The sequence below is a fragment of the Agrobacterium tumefaciens genome (genome assembly GCF_009649785.1).
GTDB classification, from domain to species: Bacteria; Pseudomonadota; Alphaproteobacteria; order Rhizobiales; family Rhizobiaceae; genus Agrobacterium; species Agrobacterium tumefaciens.
The window spans coordinates 41,545-67,200 of the sequence record NZ_WJOK01000006.1 but is presented as its reverse complement, the minus strand read 5'-3'; the positions used below and the strand labels follow the sequence as shown (position 1 = coordinate 67,200).

The 25,656-nt window shown below is 59.6% G+C and carries 26 protein-coding genes; 16 read left to right on the top strand and 10 right to left on the bottom strand.

Annotation, left to right across the window (positions count from 1 at the left end):
• Positions 1-103: 103 nt before the first annotated feature.
• From GH784_RS08200 to GH784_RS08175, 6 genes are all read left to right on the top strand, one after another.
• Positions 104-919: a MurR/RpiR family transcriptional regulator gene (locus GH784_RS08200; RefSeq protein WP_004430982.1), complete on the top strand. Its 816-nt coding sequence runs from the start codon at positions 104-106 to the stop codon at positions 917-919.
• 170 nt (positions 920-1,089) lie between these two features.
• The gene (locus GH784_RS08195; protein WP_019566984.1) at positions 1,090-3,006 is read left to right on the top strand and encodes a bifunctional 5-dehydro-2-deoxygluconokinase/5-dehydro-2-deoxyphosphogluconate aldolase; all 1,917 of its coding nucleotides are present in this window, start codon (positions 1,090-1,092) and stop codon (positions 3,004-3,006) included.
• Complete coding sequence (iolD, locus tag GH784_RS08190) at positions 3,003-4,829, top strand: 3D-(3,5/4)-trihydroxycyclohexane-1,2-dione acylhydrolase (decyclizing) (protein ID WP_065660226.1); 1,827 nt, start codon at positions 3,003-3,005, stop codon at positions 4,827-4,829. The genes GH784_RS08195 and iolD overlap by 4 nt, the downstream gene beginning before the upstream one ends.
• 1 nt (position 4,830) lies before the next feature.
• Entirely contained in the window at positions 4,831-5,739 is a 909-nt protein-coding gene (iolE, locus tag GH784_RS08185) for a myo-inosose-2 dehydratase (protein ID WP_153793322.1), read from the top strand.
• 100 nt (positions 5,740-5,839) lie between these two features.
• Positions 5,840-6,652, top strand: coding sequence for a 5-deoxy-glucuronate isomerase (gene iolB / locus GH784_RS08180; protein WP_153793321.1), 813 nt, complete (start codon positions 5,840-5,842; stop codon positions 6,650-6,652).
• 145 nt (positions 6,653-6,797) lie between these two features.
• Positions 6,798-7,925: a Gfo/Idh/MocA family protein gene (locus GH784_RS08175; RefSeq protein WP_112291455.1), complete on the top strand. Its 1,128-nt coding sequence runs from the start codon at positions 6,798-6,800 to the stop codon at positions 7,923-7,925.
• Between the two features lie 133 nt (positions 7,926-8,058).
• On the opposite strand, the gene GH784_RS08170 is transcribed toward GH784_RS08175, so the two are convergent.
• Entirely contained in the window at positions 8,059-9,021 is a 963-nt protein-coding gene (locus GH784_RS08170) for a 2-hydroxyacid dehydrogenase (protein WP_153793320.1), read from the bottom strand.
• A 48-nt stretch (positions 9,022-9,069) separates the two neighbouring features.
• Between GH784_RS08170 and GH784_RS27110 the strand changes: the two genes are divergently transcribed.
• On the top strand, positions 9,070-9,288 hold the full coding sequence (locus GH784_RS27110; protein WP_162696553.1) for a hypothetical protein: 219 nt from the start codon (positions 9,070-9,072) through the stop codon (positions 9,286-9,288).
• A gap of 33 nt (positions 9,289-9,321) precedes the next feature.
• Here the strand turns inward: GH784_RS27110 and GH784_RS08160 are convergent, their stop codons facing one another.
• Positions 9,322-10,344 carry a LacI family DNA-binding transcriptional regulator gene (locus GH784_RS08160; RefSeq protein ID WP_004430963.1) on the bottom strand — a complete coding sequence of 341 codons (1,023 nt, stop codon included), beginning with the start codon at positions 10,342-10,344 and terminating at the stop codon, positions 9,322-9,324.
• A gap of 131 nt (positions 10,345-10,475) precedes the next feature.
• Positions 10,476-10,985 (bottom strand): MarR family winged helix-turn-helix transcriptional regulator, encoded by a 510-nt coding sequence (locus GH784_RS08155; protein WP_004430960.1) that lies wholly within the window; start codon positions 10,983-10,985, stop codon positions 10,476-10,478.
• A 79-nt stretch (positions 10,986-11,064) separates the two neighbouring features.
• Between GH784_RS08155 and GH784_RS08150 the strand changes: the two genes are divergently transcribed.
• The 3 genes from GH784_RS08150 to GH784_RS08140 all read left to right on the top strand — a co-directional run bounded on the left by GH784_RS08150 (position 11,065) and on the right by GH784_RS08140 (position 14,330).
• Positions 11,065-11,865, top strand: coding sequence for a creatininase family protein (locus GH784_RS08150; protein WP_112291464.1), 801 nt, complete (start codon positions 11,065-11,067; stop codon positions 11,863-11,865).
• Between the two features lie 115 nt (positions 11,866-11,980).
• Positions 11,981-13,093 (top strand): CobW family GTP-binding protein, encoded by a 1,113-nt coding sequence (locus GH784_RS08145; RefSeq protein WP_112291466.1) that lies wholly within the window; start codon positions 11,981-11,983, stop codon positions 13,091-13,093.
• Positions 13,094-13,337: 244 nt separating this feature from the next.
• The gene (locus tag GH784_RS08140; RefSeq protein ID WP_013762340.1) at positions 13,338-14,330 is read left to right on the top strand and encodes a WD40 repeat domain-containing protein; all 993 of its coding nucleotides are present in this window, start codon (positions 13,338-13,340) and stop codon (positions 14,328-14,330) included.
• Between the two features lie 218 nt (positions 14,331-14,548).
• Here GH784_RS08140 and GH784_RS08135 read toward each other — a convergent pair whose 3' ends face one another.
• The 3 genes from GH784_RS08135 to GH784_RS08125 form a co-directional block, all read right to left on the bottom strand.
• Positions 14,549-15,730, bottom strand: coding sequence for an MFS transporter (locus tag GH784_RS08135; protein WP_013762339.1), 1,182 nt, complete (start codon positions 15,728-15,730; stop codon positions 14,549-14,551).
• 190 nt (positions 15,731-15,920) lie between these two features.
• The gene (locus GH784_RS08130) at positions 15,921-16,568 is read right to left on the bottom strand and encodes an outer membrane protein (protein ID WP_065703283.1); all 648 of its coding nucleotides are present in this window, start codon (positions 16,566-16,568) and stop codon (positions 15,921-15,923) included.
• Positions 16,569-17,055: 487 nt separating this feature from the next.
• Complete coding sequence (locus tag GH784_RS08125; protein ID WP_004430950.1) at positions 17,056-17,343, bottom strand: hypothetical protein; 288 nt, start codon at positions 17,341-17,343, stop codon at positions 17,056-17,058.
• Between the two features lie 270 nt (positions 17,344-17,613).
• Between GH784_RS08125 and GH784_RS08120 the strand changes: the two genes are divergently transcribed.
• From GH784_RS08120 to GH784_RS08110, 3 genes are all read left to right on the top strand, one after another.
• On the top strand, positions 17,614-18,792 hold the full coding sequence (locus GH784_RS08120) for a hypothetical protein (protein WP_153793319.1): 1,179 nt from the start codon (positions 17,614-17,616) through the stop codon (positions 18,790-18,792).
• 103 nt (positions 18,793-18,895) lie between these two features.
• Positions 18,896-19,537, top strand: a complete 642-nt coding sequence (locus GH784_RS08115) for a DUF1007 family protein (protein WP_065703282.1) — start codon at positions 18,896-18,898, stop codon at positions 19,535-19,537.
• Positions 19,531-20,592 (top strand): nickel/cobalt transporter, encoded by a 1,062-nt coding sequence (locus tag GH784_RS08110; RefSeq protein ID WP_019566971.1) that lies wholly within the window; start codon positions 19,531-19,533, stop codon positions 20,590-20,592. The genes GH784_RS08115 and GH784_RS08110 overlap by 7 nt, the downstream gene beginning before the upstream one ends.
• Here GH784_RS08110 and GH784_RS08105 read toward each other — a convergent pair.
• From GH784_RS08105 to GH784_RS08090, 4 genes are all read right to left on the bottom strand, one after another.
• Positions 20,583-20,822 (bottom strand): hypothetical protein, encoded by a 240-nt coding sequence (locus tag GH784_RS08105; protein WP_003516247.1) that lies wholly within the window; start codon positions 20,820-20,822, stop codon positions 20,583-20,585. The two genes, GH784_RS08110 and GH784_RS08105, sit on opposite strands and share 10 nt — an antisense overlap.
• Entirely contained in the window at positions 20,809-21,501 is a 693-nt protein-coding gene (locus GH784_RS08100) for a GNAT family N-acetyltransferase (protein WP_019566970.1), read from the bottom strand. Before GH784_RS08100 ends, GH784_RS08105 begins: the two co-directional genes overlap by 14 nt.
• A 100-nt stretch (positions 21,502-21,601) precedes the next feature.
• Positions 21,602-22,297 (bottom strand): tellurite resistance TerB family protein, encoded by a 696-nt coding sequence (locus tag GH784_RS08095; protein WP_003516244.1) that lies wholly within the window; start codon positions 22,295-22,297, stop codon positions 21,602-21,604.
• Positions 22,298-22,407: 110 nt separating this feature from the next.
• The gene (locus GH784_RS08090) at positions 22,408-23,046 is read right to left on the bottom strand and encodes a 2-dehydro-3-deoxy-phosphogluconate aldolase (RefSeq protein WP_003516242.1); all 639 of its coding nucleotides are present in this window, start codon (positions 23,044-23,046) and stop codon (positions 22,408-22,410) included.
• 171 nt (positions 23,047-23,217) lie between these two features.
• Between GH784_RS08090 and GH784_RS08085 the strand changes: the two genes are divergently transcribed.
• From GH784_RS08085 to trhO, 3 genes are all read left to right on the top strand, one after another.
• Entirely contained in the window at positions 23,218-23,706 is a 489-nt protein-coding gene (locus GH784_RS08085) for a CYTH domain-containing protein (RefSeq protein WP_003516240.1), read from the top strand.
• On the top strand, positions 23,690-24,598 hold the full coding sequence (locus GH784_RS08080) for a CHAD domain-containing protein (RefSeq protein ID WP_065703280.1): 909 nt from the start codon (positions 23,690-23,692) through the stop codon (positions 24,596-24,598). Before GH784_RS08085 ends, GH784_RS08080 begins: the two co-directional genes overlap by 17 nt.
• Positions 24,599-24,699: 101 nt before the next feature.
• Entirely contained in the window at positions 24,700-25,656 is a 957-nt protein-coding gene (gene trhO, locus GH784_RS08075; RefSeq protein ID WP_026331042.1) for an oxygen-dependent tRNA uridine(34) hydroxylase TrhO, read from the top strand.

Below are 25,656 nucleotides of genomic sequence, written 5' to 3'. Positions count from 1 at the left end.
ACCCCGATCCCGCTTCATTGATCCGTTCGTAAAAAACACAATGGAATAAAAATTCCATTGCAGTTAAAGTGCACACGATTTCAATCTGCACAAAGGAACGACAATGACGGCAATCGATGCGCCAGACTCCGTGAAGGCTTTTGAGGAGCGGTTGCTTCAGGTCGCGGAAGGCCTGCCGAAACGATTACGTCAATGTGCAGATTATGTCGCGTCCAATCAGGATCGCATTGCCGTTTCCACCGTCGCCGAAATGGCAGAAGGTGCCGGCGTGCAGCCGTCTGCATTCATGCGCTTTTGCCAGATCATGGGTTTTTCCGGCTTTTCGGAGATGCAGCGCCTGTTTCGCGATTCCTATGTCGGCGGCTGGCCGGATTATGCGACCCGGCTGGACCACCTGCGCGAAAAGGGCGACGAGAGCGCGTCGGGCCTGTTGGCGGAGTTCGTGGAGGCTGGCCGGTCCTCATTGGAAATGCTGCTGAAATCGGTCGATACACGGCAGCTTGACGAGGCGGTCTCGGCGCTGGCACAGGCGCGCACCGTGCATATCATCGGTTTGCGGCGCTCCTTCCCCATTGCCAGTTACCTCGCTTACGCCTTCGAAAAAATGAAGGTACCTGCGGTTTTGCACAGCGCCGTCGGTGGCCTTGGCAATCTAAGCGCCATCTCCCGCGATGACGCGCTGATTGCGATCACTTTCTCCCCCTATTCGGCGGAAACGCTGGAATTGGCCGAGATGGCCCGCGCCAACGGCATTCCCGTTGTCGCCATGTCCGATTCGGCCGTCAATCCGCTACGCAAGTCCGGCGCGACGCTGCTCACGGTAACGGAAATCGATTTTGGCGCATTCCGCTCGCTTTCCGCCACGCTCTGTCTCGCCATTACACTCGCTGTCGCTGTGGGAACGCGCAAAACAGCCTGAATATTTTTATTGAAAACATAAAAAATAGAATTTATGATCCAAATTCATGAAACGGGCATTCCATAATTGTCCGTCTCGTGAATGCACCCGAAGGTGGTGAGACAGAAAGTGGGCGGAGGAGGCCCACTGGCATCAGGCTCCCTCAATGCGGGGTCCGAAGGAGGAAGCTTTTGAAAAAACTTGACCTTATCACGATCGGGCGCTCGTCGGTCGACCTTTATGGTTCGCAGGTCGGCGGCCGGCTGGAGGACATGGCCTCCTTTGCCAAATATATTGGCGGCTCTCCCACCAATATTGCGGCCGGCGCTGCGCGGCTCGGCCTTGCCAGTGCCGTCATCACGCGCGTTGGTGACGAGCATATGGGCCGCTTCATCCGTGAACAGCTGGTGCGCGAAGGCGTGGACGTACGCGGCGTGAAAACCGACCCGGAGCGGTTGACTGCGCTGGTGCTTCTCGGCATTCGCGACCAGAACCAGTTTCCGCTGATTTTCTATCGCGAGAACTGTGCCGACATGGCGCTCAGCGAAGACGACATCGATCCCGCCTTTATTGCCGAAGCAGGCTGTGTCTGCGCCACCGGCACGCATCTGTCGCATCCGAAGACGGAAGCGGCCGTACTGAAGGCGCTGAAACTTGCCCGCGAAAACGGTGCGAAAACAGCGCTCGACATCGACTATCGCCCCAATCTCTGGGGTGTTGCCGGCCATGGCGATGGCGAAAGCCGCTTCGTGGAATCGCAGAAGGTCACCGCCAAGCTGCAATCCACCCTGCATCTCTTCGATCTGATTGTAGGCACGGAAGAAGAATTCCACATTGCCGGCGGCTCGACCGATACGCTGGCCGCACTGAATGCCGTACGCAAGGTGTCGAACGCGACGCTGGTGTGCAAGCGTGGCCCGATGGGTGCTTCGGTTTTCGCCGGCGAAATTCCGGCAAGCCTGGACGATGGCGAGACGGGCGAAGGTTTCCCGATCGAGGTCTTCAATGTTCTCGGCGCGGGCGATGGTTTCATGGCCGGGCTTTTCCGTGGCTGGCTGCGCGGCGAGGACTGGCCGACAACGCTGAAATACGCCAATGCCTGTGGCGCCTTTGCCGTTTCCCGCCACGGCTGCACGCCCGCCTATCCGAGTTGGGAAGAGCTGCAATATTTCTTCAAGGCCGGCATCCGCAACAAGGCGCTGCGCAAGGACGAGGCGCTGGAACAGGTGCATTGGTCAACCAATCGCAAGGGCGAATGGGACACAATGCGCGTCTTCGCCTTCGACCATCGCATGCAACTGGAAGCGATCGCTGACGAACTCGGCATTAAACATGAGCGCATCGGCGCCTTCAAGAAGCTCTGCCTCGAGGCCGCGCAAACGGTCGCCGGTGGCAAGGCGGGTTACGGCATTCTCTGCGATGGCCGCCTCGGACGCGATGCGCTTTTCGCAGCCAGCGGCTCCGGTCTGTGGATCGGCAGGCCGGTGGAATGGCCGGGTTCGCGCCCGCTGACGCTGGAACCGGAACTCGGCAAGGATTTCGGCGGGCTTTCCGAATGGCCGCTGGAAAATGTCGTCAAGGTTCTGTGCTTCTATCACCCGGATGATACCGACGAAATGCGCGCCGCGCAGGAGGAGACGGTGATGCGTCTGTTCCAGGCGACACGCCGCAACCGGTTGGAAATGCTGCTCGAGGTCATTCCCTCCAAGGTCGGCCCGACCGACGATCTGACCGCCGCGCGCATCATCGAACGCTTCTACGAGATCGGCGTTTATCCCGACTGGTGGAAACTGGAGCCGATGAAAACCAGAGCCGCCTGGAAAAATGCCTGCGACGCCGTGCATCGCAACGATCCTTACGTGCGCGGCATCGTCGTTCTTGGTCTCGACGCACCGCAAAGCGAGCTGGAGGAGAGCTTCCGCCTTGCCGCCGGTTTCGATCTGGTCAAAGGTTTCGCGGTTGGCCGCACGATTTTCGCCGACGCCGCGCGGGGTTGGCTCGGTGGCAAGATCACCGATGAGGAAGCGGTGAAGGACATGGCGCAGCGCTATACCAGCCTGTGCCGCATATGGGATGAGGCGCGCGCCAAAAAGGGAGAGGCAGCGTGAAGACAATCAGATTGACGGCTGCGCAGGCTATGGTTCGTTACCTCGCCGCGCAGATGAATGAGCATGGCGAGACCTATATTGCCGGTGTCTGGGCCATCTTCGGCCATGGCAATGTCGCCGGCATCGGCGAGGCGCTTTATGGCATTCGCGAGGAACTGCCGACCTATCGCGGCCAGAACGAGCAATCCATGGCGCATGCTGCGATTGCCTATTCCAAGCAGCTGCGTCGCCGGCGGGCAATGGCGGTCACCTCCTCCATCGGCCCCGGTGCTGCCAACATGGTAACTGCGGCAGCGCTCGCCCATGTCAACCGCCTGCCGGTTCTTCTCATCCCCGGCGATGTCTTCGCCAATCGCGGTCCCGACCCCGTGCTCCAGCAGCTGGAGGATTTCGGCGACGGCACGATGACGGTGAATGACTGCTTCCGCCCGGTTAGCCGTTATTTCGACCGTATCATGCGCCCGGAACAATTGCTGACCGCCCTTCCCCGCGCCATGCGCACCATGACGGACCCGGCCGATTGCGGCCCGGTAACGCTGGCCTTCTGCCAGGACGTGCAGGCGGAAGCTTATGATTATCCCGTCAGCTTCTTTGAAAAGCGCGTCTGGCGGCAACGCCGCCCGGAACCGGATGTGGTGGAATTCGAAGAGGCCGTCGCCGCTCTGAAGGCTGCGAAGAACCCCGTCATCGTTGCCGGCGGCGGTGTGCATTTTTCCGGCGCCACCGAAACGCTGAAGCGTTTTGCGGAAACCCATTCCATCCCGGTCGTCGAAACCCAGGCCGGCAAATCGGCACTGGCTTGGGATCACGATCTCAACTTCGGCCCGGTCGGCGTCACGGGTGCCGAAAGCGCCAATATCATAAGCGAGAAAGCCGATCTGGTGTTCGGCGTCGGCACCCGCTTTCAGGACTTTACCACCGGTTCCTGGGCGCTGTTCAAGAACCCGGACCGCAAGATCCTCGCCCTCAACGTGCAGCCCTATGACAGCGCCAAACACGATGCGATCAGCCTGACGGCGGATGCGAAGATCGGTCTCGAAAAACTGTCGGCCGCGCTTGGCAGCCACCGCTTCACGGCACCGGATGCCAAGCTCAAGGCGGCATGGTTCGAGAAGGCCGATGCCGATACGGCGGCACCGGGTGAGGAAAACGCCAACAGCCTGCCCACCGACATGCAGGTGATCGGCGCCGTACAGCGCCAGTCGCGCGAAAATACCGTCGTCATGTGCGCGGCGGGCACCATGCCGGGTGAGCTGCACCAGTTGTGGAAATCCAAGCTGCCGCTTTCCTATCACATGGAATACGGCTTCTCCTGCATGGGCTATGAGGTTGCCGGCGGCCTCGGCATCAAGATGGCGGAACCGGACCGGGACGTGATCGTCATGGTCGGCGACGGCTCCTACATGATGATGAATTCCGAGCTTGCGACATCGGTTGCCATGGGCGTCAAGATCACGCTCGTCATCACCGATAACAGGGGTTACGGCTGCATCAACCGGCTGCAAATGGAAACCGGCGGCGCGGAGTTCAACAACCTCTACGCCCACACCAACGTCAACCCCATCGCCATCGACTTCGTCGCCCATGCCGGCTCTATGGGCGCGGATGCGCGCAAGGTTTCCACCATCGCCGAGCTGGAAGCGGCGCTTGCGTCCGCTCGCGAATCCAGCCGCACGACTGTCATCGTCATCGATACCGACCCCTATCCGACCCCGCAGGCCGGTGGCCACTGGTGGGATGTGGCGGTACCCGAAGTTTCCGACCGGGCCGAAATCGGACCGGCGCGCGCGCGCTACGAAAACCATATCAAGGAAAGACAGTAAGATGATCCGTTACGGAACCAACCCGATTGCCTGGTCCAACGACGACGACCGCACACTGGGCGCCAATATCAGCCTTGAACAATGCCTCGACGAAACAGCCAAGATCGGCTTCGACGGCATCGAGAAGGGCCACAAGTTCCCGACTGACCCGGAAGGCCTGAAGGGTGTGCTTGCGCCGCGTAGCCTTTCCTTCGTCTCCGGCTGGCATTCGCTGAACCTTCTGACCGACAGCATCGAATCCGAAAAGAAGGCCATGCAGCCGGCGCTCGATCTGCTGAAAGCCATGGGCTCGAAAGTCATCATCGTCTGCGAGACCTCGAACGCCATTCACGGTGCCGACGACACGGCGCTGGTCGACCGTCCGCGCCTTGCGGCTGAAGATTGGGCGAAGTTCGGCGCGGGTGTGGAGGCGCTGGCGGCCTATGCTGCCGAACAGGGCATCACCCTCGTCTACCATCACCACATGGGAACCGCGGTCGAGAGCGAAGACGAGATCGACCTTCTGATGAAGCATACCGGGCCGAAGACCCATCTGCTGCTCGATACCGGCCATTGCCTGTTCGGCGGCGGAGATCCCGTGCGCGTCGCGCAGAAATACATGCACCGCGTCGGCCATATCCACGCCAAGAACGTGCGGCCGGTGATTGCCGATCAGGTTCGGAACGAGCGGCTTTCCTTCCTCGAAGGCGTTCGCCGCGGTGTGTTCACCGTGCCGGGTGACAGCGAAGGCGGCGTGAACTTCCCGCCGGTTCTGAAAATTGCCGCCGAGCACAATTACAGCGGTTGGCTGGTCATCGAGGCCGAACAGGACCCGGATGTGCGCAACCCCTTCGAATATCAGAGCCTCGGCCTGAAATCGCTGAAGGCGTTTGCCCGTGAGGCCGGACTGGACAAGGCTCAGGCGGCTTGAGGCCCTTTACTCCCTCATCCCTGTGACAAGCACAGGGATGAGGGAAACGCGGGAATAGCCGCCCGATAAATTGAACGACTGACCAAAAAGGAACACCACCATGACCTCACTTCTGCGCAAGCCGGTCGCGACAAGCGGCAAGGTGCACGACATCACGCCCCAAAGCGCGGATTGGGGTTATGTCGGTTTCGGCCTTTATCGTCTGAAGCCCGGTGAAGCCGCAGCCGAGAAGACTGGCGATACGGAAGTCATTCTGGTGCTTGTCGAAGGCAAGGCGAAGATTTCCACCGGGGGCAAGGAGTTCGGTGAACTCGGCGACCGCATGAACGTGTTCGAGCGCAAGCCGCCGCACTGCGTTTATGTCCCCGCCGGCTCCGAATGGTCGCTGACGGCCACGACGGATTGCACCGTCGGTGTCTGCACCGCACCGGGTGAAAAAGGTAGCCGCGAAGCGCAACAGATCGGTCCCGATGGCGTGCAACTGACCGAGCGCGGCAAAGGCGCCAATACGCGTTACATTTTCCCCATCGCCATGGAAGAGCGCGATGTCGCCGATAGTCTCCTGGTGACGGAAGTGTTCACCCCGTCGGGCAACTGGTCGTCCTATCCGCCACACCGGCATGACGAAGACAATTACCCCGATATGACCTATCTGGAAGAGACCTATTATCACCGTCTCAACCCGGCACAGGGTTTCGGTTTCCAACGCGTTTTCACCGAGGATGGGTCGCTGGACGAGACCATGGCTGTGGCGGACGGCGATGTAGTGCTGGTTCCCAAGGGACACCACCCCTGCGGCGCGCCTTATGGCTACGAGATGTATTATCTGAACGTGATGGCCGGGCCGATGCGCAAATGGCGCTTCAAGAACCACCCCGATCACGACTGGATTTTCAACCGCGACAATCCCTGAGGCACGCCAGCGTCCACGGCACCCTCCTCATCCCTGTACCTGTCACAGGAATGAGGGGCGAGGAAGGTCCGCGTCGCGATTGCCGTAGAGAAAAAAGCAATCGAACGTATTGATTTCATCGTAATAATTTAGGGGAGAAGAGACCATGGCCGCTCTTGGCGTTGGCCTTATTGGCACGGGTTACATGGGCAAGTGCCACGCTTTGGCGTGGAACAACGTCACCAGCGTTTTCGGCGATGTGGAGCGTCCACGAATGGTCACACTGGCAGAGGTCAATCCCGAGCTTGCGGCGAAGAAAGCCGCCGAGTTCGGTTTCGCCCGCTCGACCGGCGACTGGCGCGATCTGCTTGCCGATCCTGAAATCGATGTGATCTCGGTCACCACACCCAATGCCTTTCACCCCGAAATGGCGATTGCCGCCCTTGATGCCGGCAAACACGTCTGGTGCGAAAAGCCGATGGCGCCTGCCTTCACGGATGCCGTGAAGATGCGCGATGCGGCCCGCCGTTCGGGCAAGGCGGCGGCCATGGGCTACAACTATATCCAGAACCCTGTCATCCGCCATATGCGCCGCCTTATCGACGAAGGCGCGATCGGCAATGTCTACCATGTCCGTGCGGAAATGGATGAGGACTTCATGGCGGATGCCACCCAGCCCTTCTACTGGAAGAGCGAAGCCTCCTCCGGCTATGGCGCGCTGGATGATTTCGCTGTTCATCCGCTGTCACTTCTGTTTTCCCTTTTCGGCCATGCTGAAAGCGCGATCACCGATATGGTGAAGCCTTACGAGACGCGGCCGCTAAGTGGCGGCGGCGAGCGCGCTGTGGAAACGCATGATCTTGCCAGCGTGCTTCTGAAGCTCGAAGGCGGCATTTCGGCGGTGCTGATCGCCAACCGCTCGGCCTGGGGTCGCAAGGGCCGTATCGCCATCCAGATTTACGGCTCCACCGGCTCGATCCTTTTCGACCAGGAGCGGATGAACGAATTCCAGCTCTACACCACGGACGGGCGCCCGGAGGAGCAGGGTTTCAGAACCGTTCTCGCCGCCCCTCACCACAAGCCGTATGACCGCTTCATCCCCGCACCCGGCCACGGGCTCGGCTTCAACGATCTGAAGGTGATCGAGTGCCGGGAACTGATCGCGGCCATCGAGGGCAAGAAGGCGCATATCATCGACTTCGAGGAAGGCCTGAAGATCGAGCGCAGCATTCATGCCATGGCCCGGTCCTTCGCCGAGGGACGATGGGTCGCGACGAGTGAGATTGCGGAATAGGCAGAGGCGGGGTTAGCGCGGAACTTCGCCTCTTTCGTCATGCTCGGGCCTGTCCCGAGCATCTGCAACCGATTGATTTAACGCTACGTGGTTGGATCCTCGGGACAAGCCCGAGGATGACGGCGGAGAGGTGTTATCCCTTAACCGGCGTTTCCGGCACCGGCGTCTGCACCTTGCCATCCCTAAACCAGCCGAGAATATTGTCGGCCACCAGATCGGCCATCGCGTTGCGCGTCGGGATGGACGCAGAGGCGACGTGCGGCAGCAGGGAAACGTTCGGCAGTGACAGGAACGCTTCCGGCACCTTCGGTTCTGCGTAGAACACATCGAGACCGGCAGCACCCACCGCACCGCTCTTGAGGGCCTGCAAAAGCGCATCCTCATCGACGCTGGAGCCGCGTCCGACATTGATGAACACGCCCTGCGGACCAAGTGCCGAGAGGATTTCCGCGTTGATCGCCTTGCGCGTTTCCGGGGTGCCGGGCACGATGCAGATCAGCGTGTCGACAGCCTGCGCCATCTCCTTTAGCGAACCGTAATAGGTATAGGGCAGGCCATCGCGCTTGCTGCGGGTATGATAGCCGATCTCCACCTTGAATGGCTCCAGCCGCTTGGCGATTTCCTGGCCAATGCGGCCCATGCCGAAAAGGCCGACCTTGCGGCCGCGCAGGGAAAACGGCGAAAGCGCGAAGGGCCCTTCGCCAACCCATTTACCCTCACGCAGCCAGGTTTCGGCCTGATAGAGACGACGAACCGTGTTGATCAGCAGCGCAATCGTCGTGTCCGCAACTTCGTCGTTCAGCACGTCGGGCGTATTGGTCACCACGATACCGCGCGTGGCGGCATGTTTGGCATCAACGCCATCGTAACCGACGCCGAAATTGGCAATGATCTCGAGTTTCGGCAGCGCATCGATCCATTTGGCGTTGACGACGCCTGAAACGGCGATGGCATTAATGCGCTCAGCCGCACCATCAGGCAGAACCGGCTCAGCACCGGCGGGCACTGTCACGATCTCGACCTTGCCTTCGAGGCGTTCGAGCACGCGCGGGTTGATCTTGCCGGGAACGAGAACGACGGCTTGTCTGTCAGACATGGGTGGATATTCCTCCTGATTGCATTCCGATATCGTCAGAACGGATTCATGGGCGAACCACTCGCCATCCCGCTCTTCTGGGCCGCGATCTTTTCAAACAACGGCGGCCGTGAAAAGGGCAATAAGGGGAAGCTATGGGGGCAGACGGAAGTTTCATGCCGTTTTTTTAACGCGCCCGCCTCCGTCATGCCGCACTTGAGGCGCGCGTCGGCGCGGCGCAAAGAGTCTTTCCAGCTCAAGGGCTTGGGCTGGCTGGCTTTAGGCTGAAGGCCGGAATGACGAAAGAGAGGGAAACGCTGCTCAAACCCTCGGACGCACCGGCCCTGTCGACTGGCGGATGCGCATTTCCGGCTTGATGAGGTGCACGCCATCCGGCTCGTGGCTGCCCGCCAGCCTGTCCAGAAGCGCGCGCGCCGCAAGGCGCCCCACCTCGGCCTGTCCGTTGGACACCGTGGTCAGCGCCGGCGTGGCGATGGCCGCCTCTTCCAGATCATCGTAACCCGTCACGGAAATATCCACGCCCGCCACCAGTCCGGCGCGCGAAATACCGTTCATCAGGCCGATGGCGACCAGATCGTTCCAGCAGACGGCAGCGGTGGGCTTCTGCGGCAGCGACAGGAAATGCACTGCGGCCTCGAAACCGCCCTGCTTGGAGCGTGGGCCGGGAATACGCAGGTTCGGATCGACCTCGATTCCCGCCTTGCGCAGCGCGTTGACATAACCCTGATAACGATCGCGGCCGGTCGAGGTCTGGTCGGTACCACCAACCATGGCGATGGTGCGATGGCCAAGACTGATCAGATGATTGGTCGCAAGCGAAATGCCATAGCTGTCATCGCCGCGATAGGTCGGCATGTCGACGCCCTCGAGCGAGCGGGCCACCAGAATGGCGGGCATGCCGTTTTCCTCAGCCAGCGTCATGTCCTCGATCGGCGTGCCGATGGCGGGCGACATGATGATACCATCAGAACCAAGTTGCAGCAGCGTTTCGATGAAGGTGCGCTGTTTTTCAACCGAATCATAATGGTTGGACAGAATGAAGGTCTGGCGGCTGCGATCCAGCTCGGTTTCGATGGCCTTGAGAATTTCCCCATAAAACGGGTTCATCACATCATGGAACACCACGCCGATGATGCCGGAGCGCGAGGTGCGCAGGCTGGCGGCCCGGCGGTTGTAGATGTAACCGAGCGCTCGGGCCTGTTCCTTGATCTTGTCGCGGGTGTCAGAGGCGACCAGCGGACTGTCGCGCAATGCAAGGGAGATGGTGGCAGTCGATAGACCTAGGCTTTCGGCGATTGTCGACAGTTTGATCTTTTGTGCCACGGCATTTCTCCCCAAACCCATGTCATTGACAGACGTTTCTGTTTAAATCGCAATTAAACAATTTAAACAAAATCCGCAACCGGTTTAAGGAATAGCAACAAAAAGACAGTGGTTTTTAAAAACTCAACAAATTATTGAAGGTTGGTATCGATCACCTTGAGGAGTTTAACCACCGTCCTGATGTCCTTGGCCGAAAGCCCCTCAATCGCCCGCGCACCGCAATTTGCGATGGATACGTTGATATGTTCGACGCTTTTCAGGCCTGTCTCCGTCAGTTTCACCAGTGTTACGCGGCCATCCTCGTCATCGCCGCTGCGCTCCACGAAGCCCTGGGCTTCCATGCGGCCGATGGTTCGCGTCATGGTCGGCGCCTTGACACCAAGTTTCTGGGCGATCTGCCCAGGCGTGAGGCTGCCTTCCTGCGCCAACGCCAGAATAACGCCGTCCTGCCCGGCATAAAGGCCGCTTTCGGCAAGGCTGTGGCTCAACGCCGTGCGCATGGAACGGGCGGCCTGGGTGATGGATTGCGCCAGTTCCTCAGGGTTGAAATTCTCATCCCTCTTTTTGGCGTCCTTTACTTTCTTGGTGCCCTTGTCCTTTTTGGCGCCCTTGTCCTTATGCCCAGTTTTGTCCTTGCTCATATGCGAGTGCCTTTTACCCTGTGGCGGAACCGATATATGTTGCTGGAAATCCTTACCGAATGCACGCGCGGACTGCCAGATGCCAAACTCATACACGCATTATCACGACGAAAACGTAACAGACCCTCATCTTCGCGCAACAGGTGCAATTTCAGTGCTGCCGCTCGGTGCGCACGAACAGCACGGGCCGCACCTGCCCTTCGAGACAGACACGCTGATTGCGACGGGCATTGTCTCCCGTTTGGCTGCTGTTTTGCCCGCCGGTCTGCCGGTCTCCTTCCTGCCGGTGGAGCCCGTTGGATATTCCATCGAGCACATGAATGTGCCGGGCACGAAGTCGTTGCGTTACGATGAGGCCGTTGAGCGCTGGCTCGGCATTGCTAAGGCCGAATATGAAAAAGGCGTGCGCAAATTCGTGATGTTGAACGCCCATGGCGGCAATTCGCCATTGATGACCATCGTCGCCACCGAGGCGCGCGCCCGCTTCGGTATGCTGGCGGTCGCCACAAGCTGGACTCGTTTCGGCGTGCCGGTGGATATCGTGAAGCCTGAAGACAAGGCGATCGATATCCATGGTGGAGATATCGAGACGTCGGTCATGCTGGCGCTTTGCCCGGAGCGGGTGGCGATGGAAAAAGCCGCCAACTTCCCCTCCCGCCAGAGCGATTTCGCCAGCCGTTTCAGGCATCTGCGTGCCTATGGTCCACACGCTTTCGGTTGGCTTATGGGCGACCTGAACCCTGATGGCGTTGCCGGAAACGCCGCCGCCGCCTCAGCCGAGAAGGGCGAAAGGATCATTTCCCATGCCGTTTCGGGCCTTGTCGAACTGCTTGAAGACGTCCACGCTTTTGACATAACGTTATTTCATAACAAAATTTGAAAAACTGCGCCGAAACCAGCCAGAATCCCTTTGAACTGCCCGAACGTCGCGCCTATATGGACGTCGACACTTATTCCTTGAGGCCTCAACCGGCCTTTCTCCACGCGAGGTTTCCATGACCGAAACAGCACCAGCCAAGCCCATTCCAGTCACCGTCCTGACGGGATATCTAGGCGCCGGCAAGACGACGCTTCTCAACCGTATCTTGTCCGAGAACCACGGCAAGAAATACGCTGTCATCGTCAACGAATTCGGCGAGATCGGCATCGACAACGATCTGATCGTCGAATCCGACGAAGAAATCTACGAAATGAACAATGGCTGCGTCTGCTGCACGGTGCGCGGCGACCTCATCCGCGTGGTCGAAGGCCTGATGCGCCGGCCCGGCCGATTCGACGGCATCATTGTCGAGACCACTGGCCTTGCCGATCCCGTTCCGGTCGCCCAGACCTTCTTCATGGATGACGACGTGCGCGCCAAGACCGAGCTTGACGCGGTGGTCGCACTTGTCGATGCCAAGCACCTGCCGCTGCGCCTGAAGGACAGCCGCGAAGCCGAAGACCAGATCGCCTTTGCCGATGTCGTTATCGTCAACAAGACCGATCTCGTTTCGCCGGAAGAAGTCGCCCGCATCGAGGATATCGTGCGCGCCATCAATCCCTCTGCGCGCATCTACAAGACCACCCGTTCCGGCGTCGATCTTGCCCGCGTTCTCGACCAGGGCGCCTTCAATCTGGAACGTGCCCTCGAAAACGATCCGCACTTCCTCGAGCACGGCCACGAGGATCACGCATGCGGTCCTGATTGCGACCACCACCACCATGATCACGGACATGACCACCATCATCACGACCATGATCACGCGCACCACGATCATGACCACGGCCACGATCACCACCACCATGGCGCCGCCTCCCCGATCCATGACGTGACGGTGCAGTCGGTATCGCTGCGCGGCGGCGAAATGAACCCCGAACGCTTCTTCCCGTGGATCCAGAAGGTCACCCAGACGGACGGCCCGAACATCCTGCGCCTCAAGGGCATCATCGCATTCAAGGGCGATGCGGAACGTTACGTGGTGCAGGGCGTGCACATGATCATCGAGGGCGATCACCAGCGCTCGTGGAAGGAAGGCGAAAAACGCGAAAGCCGCCTTGTCTTCATCGGCCGCGAACTCGACCGCGAAAAGCTGGAAAAGAGCTTCAACGCCTGCCTTGCCACGGCTTGACATCCTTGACGGGGCACCGTGTCACCCTTGGCGTTTTCGGTGCCCTTCCTCACTATCGACGTCATCCTCGGGCTTGACCCGAGGAGCCATTGCCGCCAGCATATGGATGGTCGAGTGATCCCCGGGTATGGCCCGAGGACCGACCTTGACGCCACGGGTTGAAACCGCGCCAACGGGTCTTCCCGACCTGGTCTGCGACCGAAATCCATCAATGACAAACACATAGACGAAAGACCGATGCCCCATGCCGACTGTTGCCCCGCTTGATATCGAAGGCCACGTGGTCTCGACCCATTTTCTCGGCGACATTCCGCTGTTTGCCACCGCCGCCGGCACCATTCACCGGCTGGATGGCGGCGAGAAGGTCACTGAGGCGCATGAGGGTCTGCTGACCTGCATCCGCGACCCCTATAGCGCCACGCTGCTTTCCGGCGGCGAGGACGGGCGCGTGCTGCGCATTGGCCATGATGGCAGCCTCAGCGAGATCGCCAATGTGCCGCGGAAATGGGTCGGCGTTGTTGCCGGCGGTCCGCAGAAGGCGGTCGCTTATGGTGTCGGCAAGTCCAGCTTCGTGCGCCTCTCGGACGGCACGGTCAAGGAATTCAAGGAAGAACGCACGGTGGAGGCAATAGCCTTCGCGCCCAAGGGCCTGCGCATTGCTGTTGCACGCTATAACGGCGTGACGCTGCATTGGGTGGCGAGTGCAGGCGATCCGGTCGATCTGGAATGGAAAGGTGCCCATACCGGCGTCACCTTCTCGCCTGACGGTAAGTTCCTCGTCACCACCATGCAGGAAAACGCCCTGCATGGCTGGAAGATGGAGGCCACCAAGGGCGGCATGGAAGCCCGCCATATGCGCATGACGGGCTATCCCGCCAAGGTGAAATCCGTTTCGTGGTCGGCAAAGGGCAAGTGGCTCGCCTCATCAGGTGCCCCGGCCGCGATCGTCTGGCCGTTTTCCGGCAAGGACGGCCCGATGGGCAAGGCACCCGAAGAACTCGGCAGCCGCGCCAACATCATGGCTACCAATGTCGCCTTTCACCCGCTGGAAGATGTGCTGGCCATTGGCTTCATTGACGGCATGATCCTCGGCGTGCGGCTTGCGGATGGCAAGGAAGCCCTGCTTCGCCGCCCCGGCAAGGGCGCCATTACCGGCATGGACTGGAGCGCCACCGGCAAACTGCTCGCATTTGCCTCCGAGGCAGGCGACTGCGGCATTGTCGATATTTCGGCGTAAGGACAGCAACAGGCGCGCGTCCGGTTTCGACGGATGGCTCGATACGGCTCAATCTCCGCCCTTATTCCTGTGCTCGTCACAGGAATCTAGCCAGCCCAAGTCCTTGGGCTGCAAGGGACTGTTTTCGCCACGCAGACGCGCATCGACTGGATTCCTGCGACAAGCACAGGCATGAGAGCTGGCAGGTGTCAGCGCCAGAAAACCTCGGCATTGTCTCGCTATTCGCTGACCTGACGCCGCGTCAGGAACAGCAGCAGCAGGGCTGCCCCTGCACCAACCGAAGCAAGTCTGATCGACGTACCGAAGCTTGCATATTGCGACACAAACCCCATAAGCGGCACCGCAAACAACCCGGCAAGGAAAATGGAATTCATGTAGAGCGCGGTCGCCCGCGCGGTGCGGCCGCGCGCAAAGCCCTGCACGAAGGTAAGGCACGTGCCGGCGCAAAGCCCGTAATAGGCCCCTTCAAGTGCTGCTCCGAACAACATGGCCGGAAGGGTCTGGACCGAGGCTATGACGTTGAAGGCGACGATTGCCATCACCGCAGAGATACAAAGAAGGATGCGGGCGCTGACCCGGCGCATGATCCTTGGCGCAAGCAGGATCAGCAGAACCTCCATCGCGCATTTGACGCTGAGCGACAGGCCCGGCACGTAATCCGGCAGACCCACCTCGCGTACCAGAAATACCGGCAGGGCCGAGGCGCACAGGGCGTGGGCGAAAGACATACAGAAGCTAGCCGCCGCCGCCATCAACAGTGGCAGGTTGCGCCGCGTATCGTTGTCGCCCTCTTTCCGTCGTTCCATCGGACATGTCTGGCCGCGCGGCACGAAGGCAAGGGCAAGCCCGCCCCAGATGGCCGCCATCAGCATGGCATTCATGAACACGGCCTGCGCGCCGGCAAGATCGAGGATCAGATAGGCCGCGGCCGGAAGCAGCATCCATGCCAGCGACACCATTGTCCGCAGAAAGGCGTTATAGGCAGGTGCATCCAGTGCTTTTACCCGGCCATAGTAGCGACCATAACTGAAAATCAGGGTACTGGCGGCGTTGGAAAGCCCCATCCCCGTTGCCGTCACCGCCACGAGCAATGCCAGATGCCCGGAGGTCGCCGCCGCCGCTGCGATAAAAGCACCAAACACAGAGAGCAGCAGCAATGGCCGCACCCTCACACCGGCATCGACACGTTCGCCATAAGTGCGGCTGGCGATGATCGAAGCAACCATTGCCGTCACGCTGTAGAGACCAAGCGTGGCCGGCGGGTGACCAAGGACCTGTATGATGTAAAAACCGATAAATGGCACAACAGCCGCATTGGTGCCGCCGGCGATGAAGACCAGCACGGCAATCATATAGGCCTGACGATCAAAAACGCCCGGCGAGGTGTTTTTCTGTAGCATGGGGGAATCGACTGGAGATCGGCAGCGGGAAGTGGATTGATGCCACCATCACACCAAAAGGGTATGCTGTTCAAGCCCGAGCGGAAGGCGATGTTTGTTTTCGTTCCTCACGAAGCACGCCACCCCTGTTTCCCTGAGCACCGGGGCGTCGCAGCGCTTGCGCCGCCCCTTGTCGAAGACGGAAAAACCGTCAGAACTTCACGCCAAGGCCAACCTTGACGACATGTTCGCTGACATCGCCGGTCGAAGTGATCGGACCGGTATGGTAGGTTGCCTTGCCGAAGTCGTTGTAACGATATTCGACGCGTCCAAACAGGTTGTTGGTAAAGGCGTAGTCTACACCCGCGCCGACCGTCCAGCCGTGCAGCACCTTGCTGTCCTCACCGAAGGGCGCCTTTACTTCGCTGTCCGTCGCGGTGTAGCCGGCAGCGGTGTAGATCAGCGCCCGGTCGATCGCATAACCGGCGCGCAGACGCGCGGAGCCGTTCAGGCCTGCGGAAACCTCGCTGGTGACGATGGTCTTGTCGCCCCAGGCATAACCGAGATCGCCCTCGACACCCAGAATGATGGAGGGGGCCACTTCAGCGTTATAACCAGCGAAACCGGAAAAACGGCCGCCGTCAAATTCATGCTTCGTGGTGACACCGAAAGTGGTCGACTTCACGCGGTTCCAACCATAACCGGCGGAGGCACCGACATAAACACCCTCCCAGGAAAAGGCAGGCGCAACATCGTTGACGACCGGTGCCGCTGGAATATCGCCGACGGCGTCGGCGGCAACGGATGCGTCAGAAAGAATGCCGAGCAGGCCGAGGGCGAGAAGATATTGTTTCAACATGCGATAGCTCCTTGAAAATACCATCCCGGCACCTGCGTGATGCGAGTTTTCGCGACCAGAAACGCAGCGTAATGACGGGGTTGACGCACCCCTAGATTGAAGAACATCGTGGTTAAAATCGCGTAAACGGTACGGACAAAAAGGCCCTTGCAGAACGTATTCCCGTTAATATTGCCAATATTTATCAAATATAGATTAGAACTCACGCGGATGACCCCGAACCGTGCGTCCCGACATATGACGACAGCAATCGCGTCACAAAACCCTCATGAGTAGTGGCCATCCCGCAGTTTTGTGTGTGCAGTCATTGGCGGCCACACAAACAAAAAAAGGGAGCCCGAAGGCCCCCTTGCAGTCATGCGATGCGCCGTTTGTTATTTCCGGAGGCACCGTGTGTCATACACACGTAGCTGGAGGACTGCTTCCGGCTTATATCCTGCGCGCACCGTTCACGCCGAAAATCCCTGTCGATTTTCGATCTGCACCATTAGTGGCGACGCTTTTTGCCGCCATCGTTCTTGTTGTCGATGACATCGACGGAAGTCTTGTTGCCGTTGAGAAGGCCATTCAGGATACCGGTCTTGTTGCCGTTCAGAATCCCGTTATTGGACAGGATACCGCTGACACCCAGATCGATGCTTGGCGACACGACGACGAGTGCGCCGCCCTTGTTGCTGTTTCCGGACAGGATACCGCCCAGCAGACCACCGGCATTGGCTTGACCAACGGAAGCGACAGTAAGAACAGCGGCTATGCAAGCAAATTTGGCAATCATTTCTCTCTCCTCTTATGTTTGATCACGCCCCATGGCGTAGTCGAACTGTATATTTAGAGGATTCTAATTCAAGCAAAGCCTAATATTACAATAAATAATTAACTTTAATACTGGTGATTTTAATCAAGTTTTACGCGATTGGCACCGGTCTATTCTTCTGGAATTTCCGTGGAATACACCATGACTTCCGGCCTCGACAATATATCGCCCCTGAAACTTTATTAACCATCCAAATATAAGATATTGCTTAATTAGAGACCGGAGATGCAAATGCGGCTGGGAGGATACATCGCGCTTGTTCTTGGGCTTGCCTGCACCTGCGGTGCGCAGGCGGGGGAAAACGCCGATGAACACAATATCACCTATAAAACCGGCATCGGCTACGACACCAATTACTTCGGCGATACCAACCGGCTGAAGGCGATTTCGCTGCGCGCGGGCTTCGGGCTTAACGGAAAGTTCGTGCTTGATGGCACGGAACTGCGTTATTCGCTCGAGCATGAGGAGGTTCGCCTCCCCCGTTACCGTTTTGCCAATGAACACAACACCATTGCCAGCCTGGGGCTGACCAGGCGTCTGTCGGAGCGGCTGGAATGGGCCGTGGAACTGCGTGGCACACGCAGCGATGCCGGCGATATCTTCCTGCATCTGCCGGAAGAAGACATCGGTTACCGGCGACTGGACCACAAGCTGGAGGCATCGACACAGCTCGGCATCCTTGCTCTTGGCGGAAAGAACACGCTGACGGCGGGTTTTGCCAGTTTAATGAAAGGCAAGGCGCGTTTTCGTCCGGCCTATTTCGAGCCCACCCGCCTGGAGGCCAATGAAGCGCTCTTGTCGCTCAAGGCCGAACATGTGCGCCCGCTGGCCGGCGGCGAGGCCGGACTGACAATTGCTTATGACCGCATTGTCGTGCCGGAAAGCCAGCAGGAGAAATACGAGCGTTTTCCGGCCAGCACGTTGCGGGGATCACTTGCCTACGGTTACAAGTTCTCCGAATGCTTCGCCGTTCTGGCCGAAGGGGGCCTGACAACCATTTCCGGCGACGATATCAGCGACAAGGTGAAGCGCACCCGGCCCTATCTCAAGGCCGAAGCCGAGGTAAAAGCCACGGACCGCATCGCCTTCGGTGCTGGCTTCTCCCAGGATTATGCGCTTTTCGACCCTGATGATCCCATTGCCGAGTTCCACCGCCGCTGGCAGTTCGTGGTTAAAAGCAAGCTCACCGACAAGGTGGGGCTGGACCTGGCGCTGCAGCGTGTCCACAAGGACTGGATCTATTACAATTACGATACCAGCGAACGCAGGCTGGTGGCCACACTGTCCTTCGATACCGGCAAGAACAGCAAGCTGGAGGTGGAATTCAACCGCCTTCTGCATGGCGAGCGCGACACCGACCTGTCCTATAGCGGATCGAGCGTCACCTCGCGTTTCACCGGCACCTTCTGAAACATAGGGCAGCCACATCACCAAAGCGCATATCAGGTCGAAATTCGGTCCCAATTTCTGCTAGAATCCAGCTCCGAGATTCGAAGGCAGGACAGACCGGATAATGAACAGACGACTTTTGCTCCTTGCGGCTGGCCTGACCTCCATTCCCGTTGCCGCCGCGGCACATCCGCATATTTTCGCCGAAGCGCGCATGGAAATCGTCGAGGGGCCGAACGGTACCATCCAGGAGGTGCGCAACATCTGGCGTTTCGACGAGATGTTCTCGGCAAGCGTGGTGATGGATTACGACAAGAACGGCGACCTGAAGCTGGACAAGAATGAGCTGGCCGAAATCGGCAACACTGTGCGTGAATCGCTTGGCGAATATTCCTACTACACCTTCATCACCGCCAACGGAAAACAGGTGGATTTCGCAAAGCCCGACACCATTCACGTGGACTACAGGGACAAGCAGATCCTGATGTTCTTTTCCGTCAAGCCAAACACGCCGCTTTCCATCAAGGGCAAGCTCAGCTTCGGCGCGTGGGACCCGACCATGTATACGGCGATCGATTTTGCGAAAGACGGCGATCTGGCGACCGTCGGCAAGGATCTCGCCGCCTGCAAACACCATGTCGTGCGTCCCGACCCGGACGAGGTGATCTCACAAAACCAGAGTTCGCTCACCGACGCCTTCTTCAATGACCCGACCGGCACCGACATGACCAAACTCTTCGCCACTCGGCTGGAGGTGACATGCTGAGCCGAAGCGGGCGCCTTTGCGGACACCTGACCATCGCCGCACTCTGCGTGCTGGCCGTGGCAGGTGCTGCCCATGCGCAATCGCCGCTCGGCATAGGCTCGGCCGAGCCGTCCTTCGCCCCTGGCGGGCCGTTCGCGCCGCTGATGCAATGGATCAACGTGCACCAGCAGATGTTCTACCGGGCGCTGACCGGTGCCCTGAAAGCTATGCGCGAAGACAATTGGGCCATGGCATCGCTGGTTGGCCTCTCCTTTGCATACGGGGTCTTTCATGCCGCCGGTCCTGGCCACGGCAAGGCTGTCATCTCTTCCTATATGATAGCCAATGAAACGCAGCTGAAACGCGGCATTCTCATTTCCTTCATTTCAGCACTTATTCAGGGCGCAATGGCCATCGGCCTCGTTGTCGCAGCCTGGCTCGTGCTGCGCGGCACCTCCATCACCATGACGAAAGCCACGCAGGCAATGGAGATCGCCAGCTTTGCCATGGTGGCGCTGTTCGGCGCCTGGCTTCTGCTACGCAAGCTCTGGTCGCTGCGCATCCGGCGCGTACCTGTTGCCGCCTTCGCCGTTGCGGGGGAAGCAACAGCAGTCAGAACCACGGGCATGGGCACGGGCCTCAGGTTTCAGGGCAAGCCGGTTTTCGCGGACCACGCCCATAGCGGCACAGGTGATCTTTGCGTCTCCTGCGGAAAATCGCACGCGCCCGATCCGCTGCTTCTCAAAGGCAAGAATTTCAGCCTGCACGAAGCGTGGTCGGCGATCATCGCAGTTGGCCTGCGGCCATGCTCCGGCGCCATCATCGTCATGAGCTTTGCGCTCTTGAACGGGATTTTTCTCGGTGGCGTGCTTTCCGTGCTTGCCATGTCGCTGGGTACCGCCATCACCGTATCGCTGCTTGCCATCATGGCCGTCTCGGCCAAGGGGCTTGCCGTGCGCTTCGCCGGCCCCGGAAGCCGCAGGGCAGCGGGCATCAGCCACGCGATCGAGATTGCCGGTGCGCTGTTCGTGCTTTTGATGGGCCTTATGCTGCTTGGCGCGTCGCTTCAGTTCTGACTGTCGCGGCGGCGCTGGTAGCGGGCGCGCAGCCAGAATAGCAGGAAAAAGCACAGCACCACCACCGAGCCAAAAGCTGCGGCAAGAAAGGGCGAATAATCCCCCAGCCACAGCATGATTTTCGGCATCACGTAAAACACCAGCCCAAAACCGAGGATGATGCCAGCGGCTGCAAGGCCCGGCGACCAGTCTTTACGGCCAGAGCCAGCCTTCTTTTCAGGCGTGGTCATGGGCGAGCTCCGCGCGGATATCCTCAAGCTTGCGCTTCTGCGCGCCATCGGCCGTAAAATTCTCCGGCGAAAGCCAGATTTCAAACGCCTTGCCAATCAACGGCCATTCGCCGTCGATCATGGAAAACCACGCCGTATCGCGGTTGGCACCCTTGGAGATCATGTGCTGGCGGAACACACCCTCGAAGGTGAAGCCGTAACGCTTCGCAGTGATCTTGGAGGGTTCGTTTTGATTGTGGCATTTCCACTCGTAGCGGCGGTAACCCAGATCCTCGAAAACGTGTTTCGCCATCAGATAATGCGCTTCGGTCGAAAGCGGCGAGCGCTTCATCCTGGCGCCATGGGCAACCGAACCGACCTCGACCACGCCATTGGCGGGATCGGGCCGCATGTAGCTTGCCATTCCGACGACGTCACCGGTGGCATTTTCAACGAAAACCAATGTCACCCAGTTGAGTTTATCACCCGCGTTGACAAGCCAGTCACCAAAGGCTGCAGCATCGGCAAAGCCGCTTTGCGGGAAATATTTGAGAAGCGCATTGACCCCCTCACCACCAAGCGCAGTCCAGAGCCTTGCAAGATGCCTGTCGCGATCAAACGTTTCCGCCGTCACATAACGGCCCTTCAGCGTCACCGGCTGCGGCGCCGGACATCCCTTAAAATCACTCAGATCGCGCATTCTCTTCCCCATTGTCTGGGAGAAGGATTAGGCCAAGCGGGGCTGGATGACAACAGTGCATATACGGCAGGGGGGCGTGGTTCACCCCCCTCTTCTAACCTCAAACCTTCGCCGCCACCACCGTCGACTCGATATGATCGACCAGCGCATCGGGCAACCCCAACCGCCCGGCAAGCAGATCGAGATAACCGCGCTCCGCCCGCGTATCGGCCTCTATGGCAAGACGCGAGGCGGTGTAGATTTCCACCTTCTGCTCCTCTGTGCGGGCAGCAGCCACCAGTGCGTCGATATCCAGCGGATCGGCCAGTTCCTTTTCGAGGAACCGCTCGGCTTCCGTGTCGAGGCCGGACACCTGCACCTTATCCATGATGTTGGCGCGCTCTTTTTCGTCGATATGGCCGTCTGCCTTGGCAGCGGCAATCATTGCCTGGATGAGTTTCAGCGCAAAATCGTTGGAAAGGGCGGGGGACTGCGGATGGAAGGCGGAATCGGCGGGCGGGGCGAGAAGCTCCGGCTCGGGTTTTGGAGCTACTTCAGGTGCCTGCCCGGATTTATAATTCTTGTAGGCGAGATAACCGAGACCGGCGATGGCCGCGACGCCGCCGATGGTGGCGACATTGCCGGCGAGCTTGCGGCCGGTCTTGGTGCCCAGAATGGCGGCGGCAAGCGCACCGGCCTTCATCGGATTGTTCTTGGCGATATCGGCGGCCTGCCCGGCTCTGTCACGGACGCTTCCCGAAAGGCCCGGCACCTGTGAGCCGAGGAATTGTTCAAGAAGCTTCTTGGCGTCGAACATCAAAATCTCCTGTGAGGGTAAAGTCTACACGGGAAGATAGGGAGCCATGGCACGAATACAAATGACAAACCCGCTCACGCCTTCGTGAACGGGCTTGAAGAAGTGGCAGATCAGCCGCGCAGTGCTGCGGCTTCGGCAGCGAGCCTGGTGATGCCGGCCCAGTCAGCCGTTGCCACCAGTTCGCGCGGAGCAACCCAGGAACCGCCGACACAGACGACGTTCGGCAGGGAAAGATAGTCATTGGCATTCTTCAGCGAGACGCTGCCGGTCGGGCAGAACACCGTGCCGGCGAGCGGCGAGGACAGTGCCTTGAGGTATGGCGCGCCACCGGCCTGTTCCGCCGGGAAGAACTTCAGCACCTTGTAGCCTTCGTCGCGCAGCGCCATGACTTCGCTTGCCGTGGCGGCCCCTGGAAGCAGCGGCACGTTGGAGGCGCGCGCAGCTTCCAGCACGCTTTTGTTGATGCCGGGGCTGACGATGAAGGTTGAACCGGCTTCGGCGGCCGCCTCGAAATCTTTGGCGTTGAGGATGGTGCCAGCGCCGACATGGGCGCCCTCCACTTCCGCCGCAACCGCACGGATGGCATCGAGTGCCGCCGGCGTGCGCATGGTGATCTCGATTGCCTTCAGGCCACCTGCGACCAGAGCGCGCGCGAGCGGCACGGCGGAAGCGGCATCATCCACGATCAGCACCGGCACGACTGGCTGCAGCTTGAGGATGGAGAGCAGTTTTTCGGAGTCCTGGGCCAAGATAAGCCTCCCTTGCGCGATTGAAACGATTGAAATCCGATTTATCGATTAGCCTGCCCCGGCCTTGATGTCGAGGCATGGCAAGACCATTTTTATCCAGATACTTCAATCTATTCGCTTCTTTATGACGTCTTCATGCGATAATCTGGCGCACCGGTTTACGGAGACAGCATGGCCAAGGAAATCGAGCGGAAGTTTCTGGTTGCAGGCGATGAATGGCGTAATGAAGTGACGCGTAGCATGGCTTTCCGGCAGGCATATGTCGCCTCGCTGGAAAATCGTTCGGTCCGGGTCAGGATCGTCAACGGGCTTGACGCGACACTGACCATCAAGATCGGCGCGAGTTCGCTCGTCCGCGATGAATATGAATATTCCATTCCACTGAATGACGCGGAAGAATTGATGGCCAGCGCCCCCGGCGTGGTGATCGAGAAGATGCGCCACACGGTTGATCACGGTGGATTCACTTGGGAAGTCGATGTTTTCGAGGGTAAATACAAGGGGCTGATCGTGGCGGAGGTAGAGATGGACGACGAGAACGCCAACCCCGATCTGCCCTCCTGGCTTGGCAAGGAGGTAACGGGCGACCGTCGCTTCTCCAACCAGTCGCTCGCCATGGACTGTCCCCACGGAGACTTGGCGGATGCCCTTCAGGATTGACCCGAACAAACCGTTCGACGATGAAATCCGCCGCGCGGGACTGGAGCTGATCGAAGAGGCGATAACCAGCCTTCGCGACCAGCCTTCCGGGCGCCATGAGGCGGTGCACGATGCCCGCAAGCGGTTCAAGCGGCTGCGCGCCCTCTACCGCCTCATCGCCAGGGCAGCACCCGATTTCAGCAGAGAGGAAAACGCCCGCTTTCGCGACATCGCCCGCTCGCTCGCTTTTGCGCGGGAAGCGACGGCGCTCGTGGAGACGGTGGAGTATCTCGAGACTTTCGCGGCCTCCACGACGCAAGGAAAGGCGCTGCGATCGATCGCGGCAGTCCTGCGCAAGCGCCGCGACCACGCCATCGAACATGAGGCAGGTCTCGACGAGGCCATTGCGGCCGCCATCGCCGGCTGCGAGGAAGCACGCAAGAAGCTGAAGGCAGTGTCGCTGCCGGACGAGCTTAAGGATGTGACAAGGCTGGTGAAGACCGGGTGGGCGAAGCAGAGGAAGAGGGCGCGTAAAGCACTTGCCGACTGCCATGAGCAGGCCGACGTCGAACATTTCCACGAATTGCGCAAGGCGGGCCAGGCCTACTGGATGCATCTCGGCCTTCTGCGCCGCCTCTGGCCATCGGCCATGCGCGCCAAGCGGGCCGACACCAAGCGGCTGGTCGACATCCTCGGCCACGAGCACGATCTTTCGGTCCTTGCAGCCTTTGCGGACCGGGAACCGGAGCGTTTCGGCAATGGCGAGCGACTGGCTCTGCTTCTCGATGCAATCATTCAGAGGCAGCAGGCGCTGCGCGGAGATGGCCTTGAGCTGGCAAACGAAGTCTTCTCCGAATCCGCCAGAACCGAAAGCCGCATCGTCGGCCTTTTATGGCGGCAGGCGGCGAAGTAGACCGGAAAGCCCGAAGAGACTGAGAATTTGACGATTTTCAAAATACCGGCAGCGGCGGATAAATATTGATTTGCGACCGCCGCCACTGTATTTCAGCGCCCATGACCGACACCACCATTCTCCCCCGCCCGGAAGCCGCCCCTCACCCCACTGGCGATTTTCTCGTGGCTGCGCTTTATCATTTCGCCCGCCTGCCGCGGTTTGAAAGCCTGCGCGACGAGCTGTTTCAGCTTTGCCGGGAAAACGGCGTCAAGGGCACGCTGCTTCTGGCGGCGGAAGGCATCAATGGCACCATTGCCGGGCCCGATGCGGGTGTGCGCGCCATACTTGCCTTCCTGCGTGCGCAGCCGGAATTTACGGCGCTGGAACATAAGGAAAGCCGGGCATCGAACATGCCCTTCGTGCGCATGAAGGTGAAGCTCAAGAAAGAGATCGTCACCATGGGCGTGCCGGATATCGATCCCAACCGCATTGTCGGCACCTATGTCGATCCGCGCGACTGGAACTCGCTGATCTCCGACCCGGACACCATCGTCATCGACACCCGCAACGACTACGAGACCGCGATCGGTCTCTTCAAGGGCGCGGTGGACCCGAAGACCAAGACCTTCCGCGAGTTTCCCGACTGGGTAAAGAACAATCCCGGCCTGCACAACAAGCCGAAGATCGCCATGTATTGTACCGGCGGCATCCGCTGCGAAAAGGCGACCGCCTTCATGAAGGAACAGGGGTTCGATGAGGTCTATCACCTCAAGGGCGGCATCCTGAAATATCTGGAAGAGGTGCCGGAAGAAGAGAGCCTGTGGGAAGGCGCCTGCTTCGTGTTTGACGAGCGCGTCTCCGTCGTCCACGGTCTTGCCGAAGGCGATCACAAGCTCTGCCACGCCTGCCGCAACCCGATCACATCGCAGGTGCGCCAATCCCCGTTGTTCGAGGAAGGTGTGTCCTGCCCAAGCTGTTACGACGACCGGACAGAAGAGGACCGCCAGAGGTTCCGCGACCGGCAGCAGCAGATCGAACTGGCAAAGAAGCGCGGCGAGCGCCATCTGGGGCGCTAA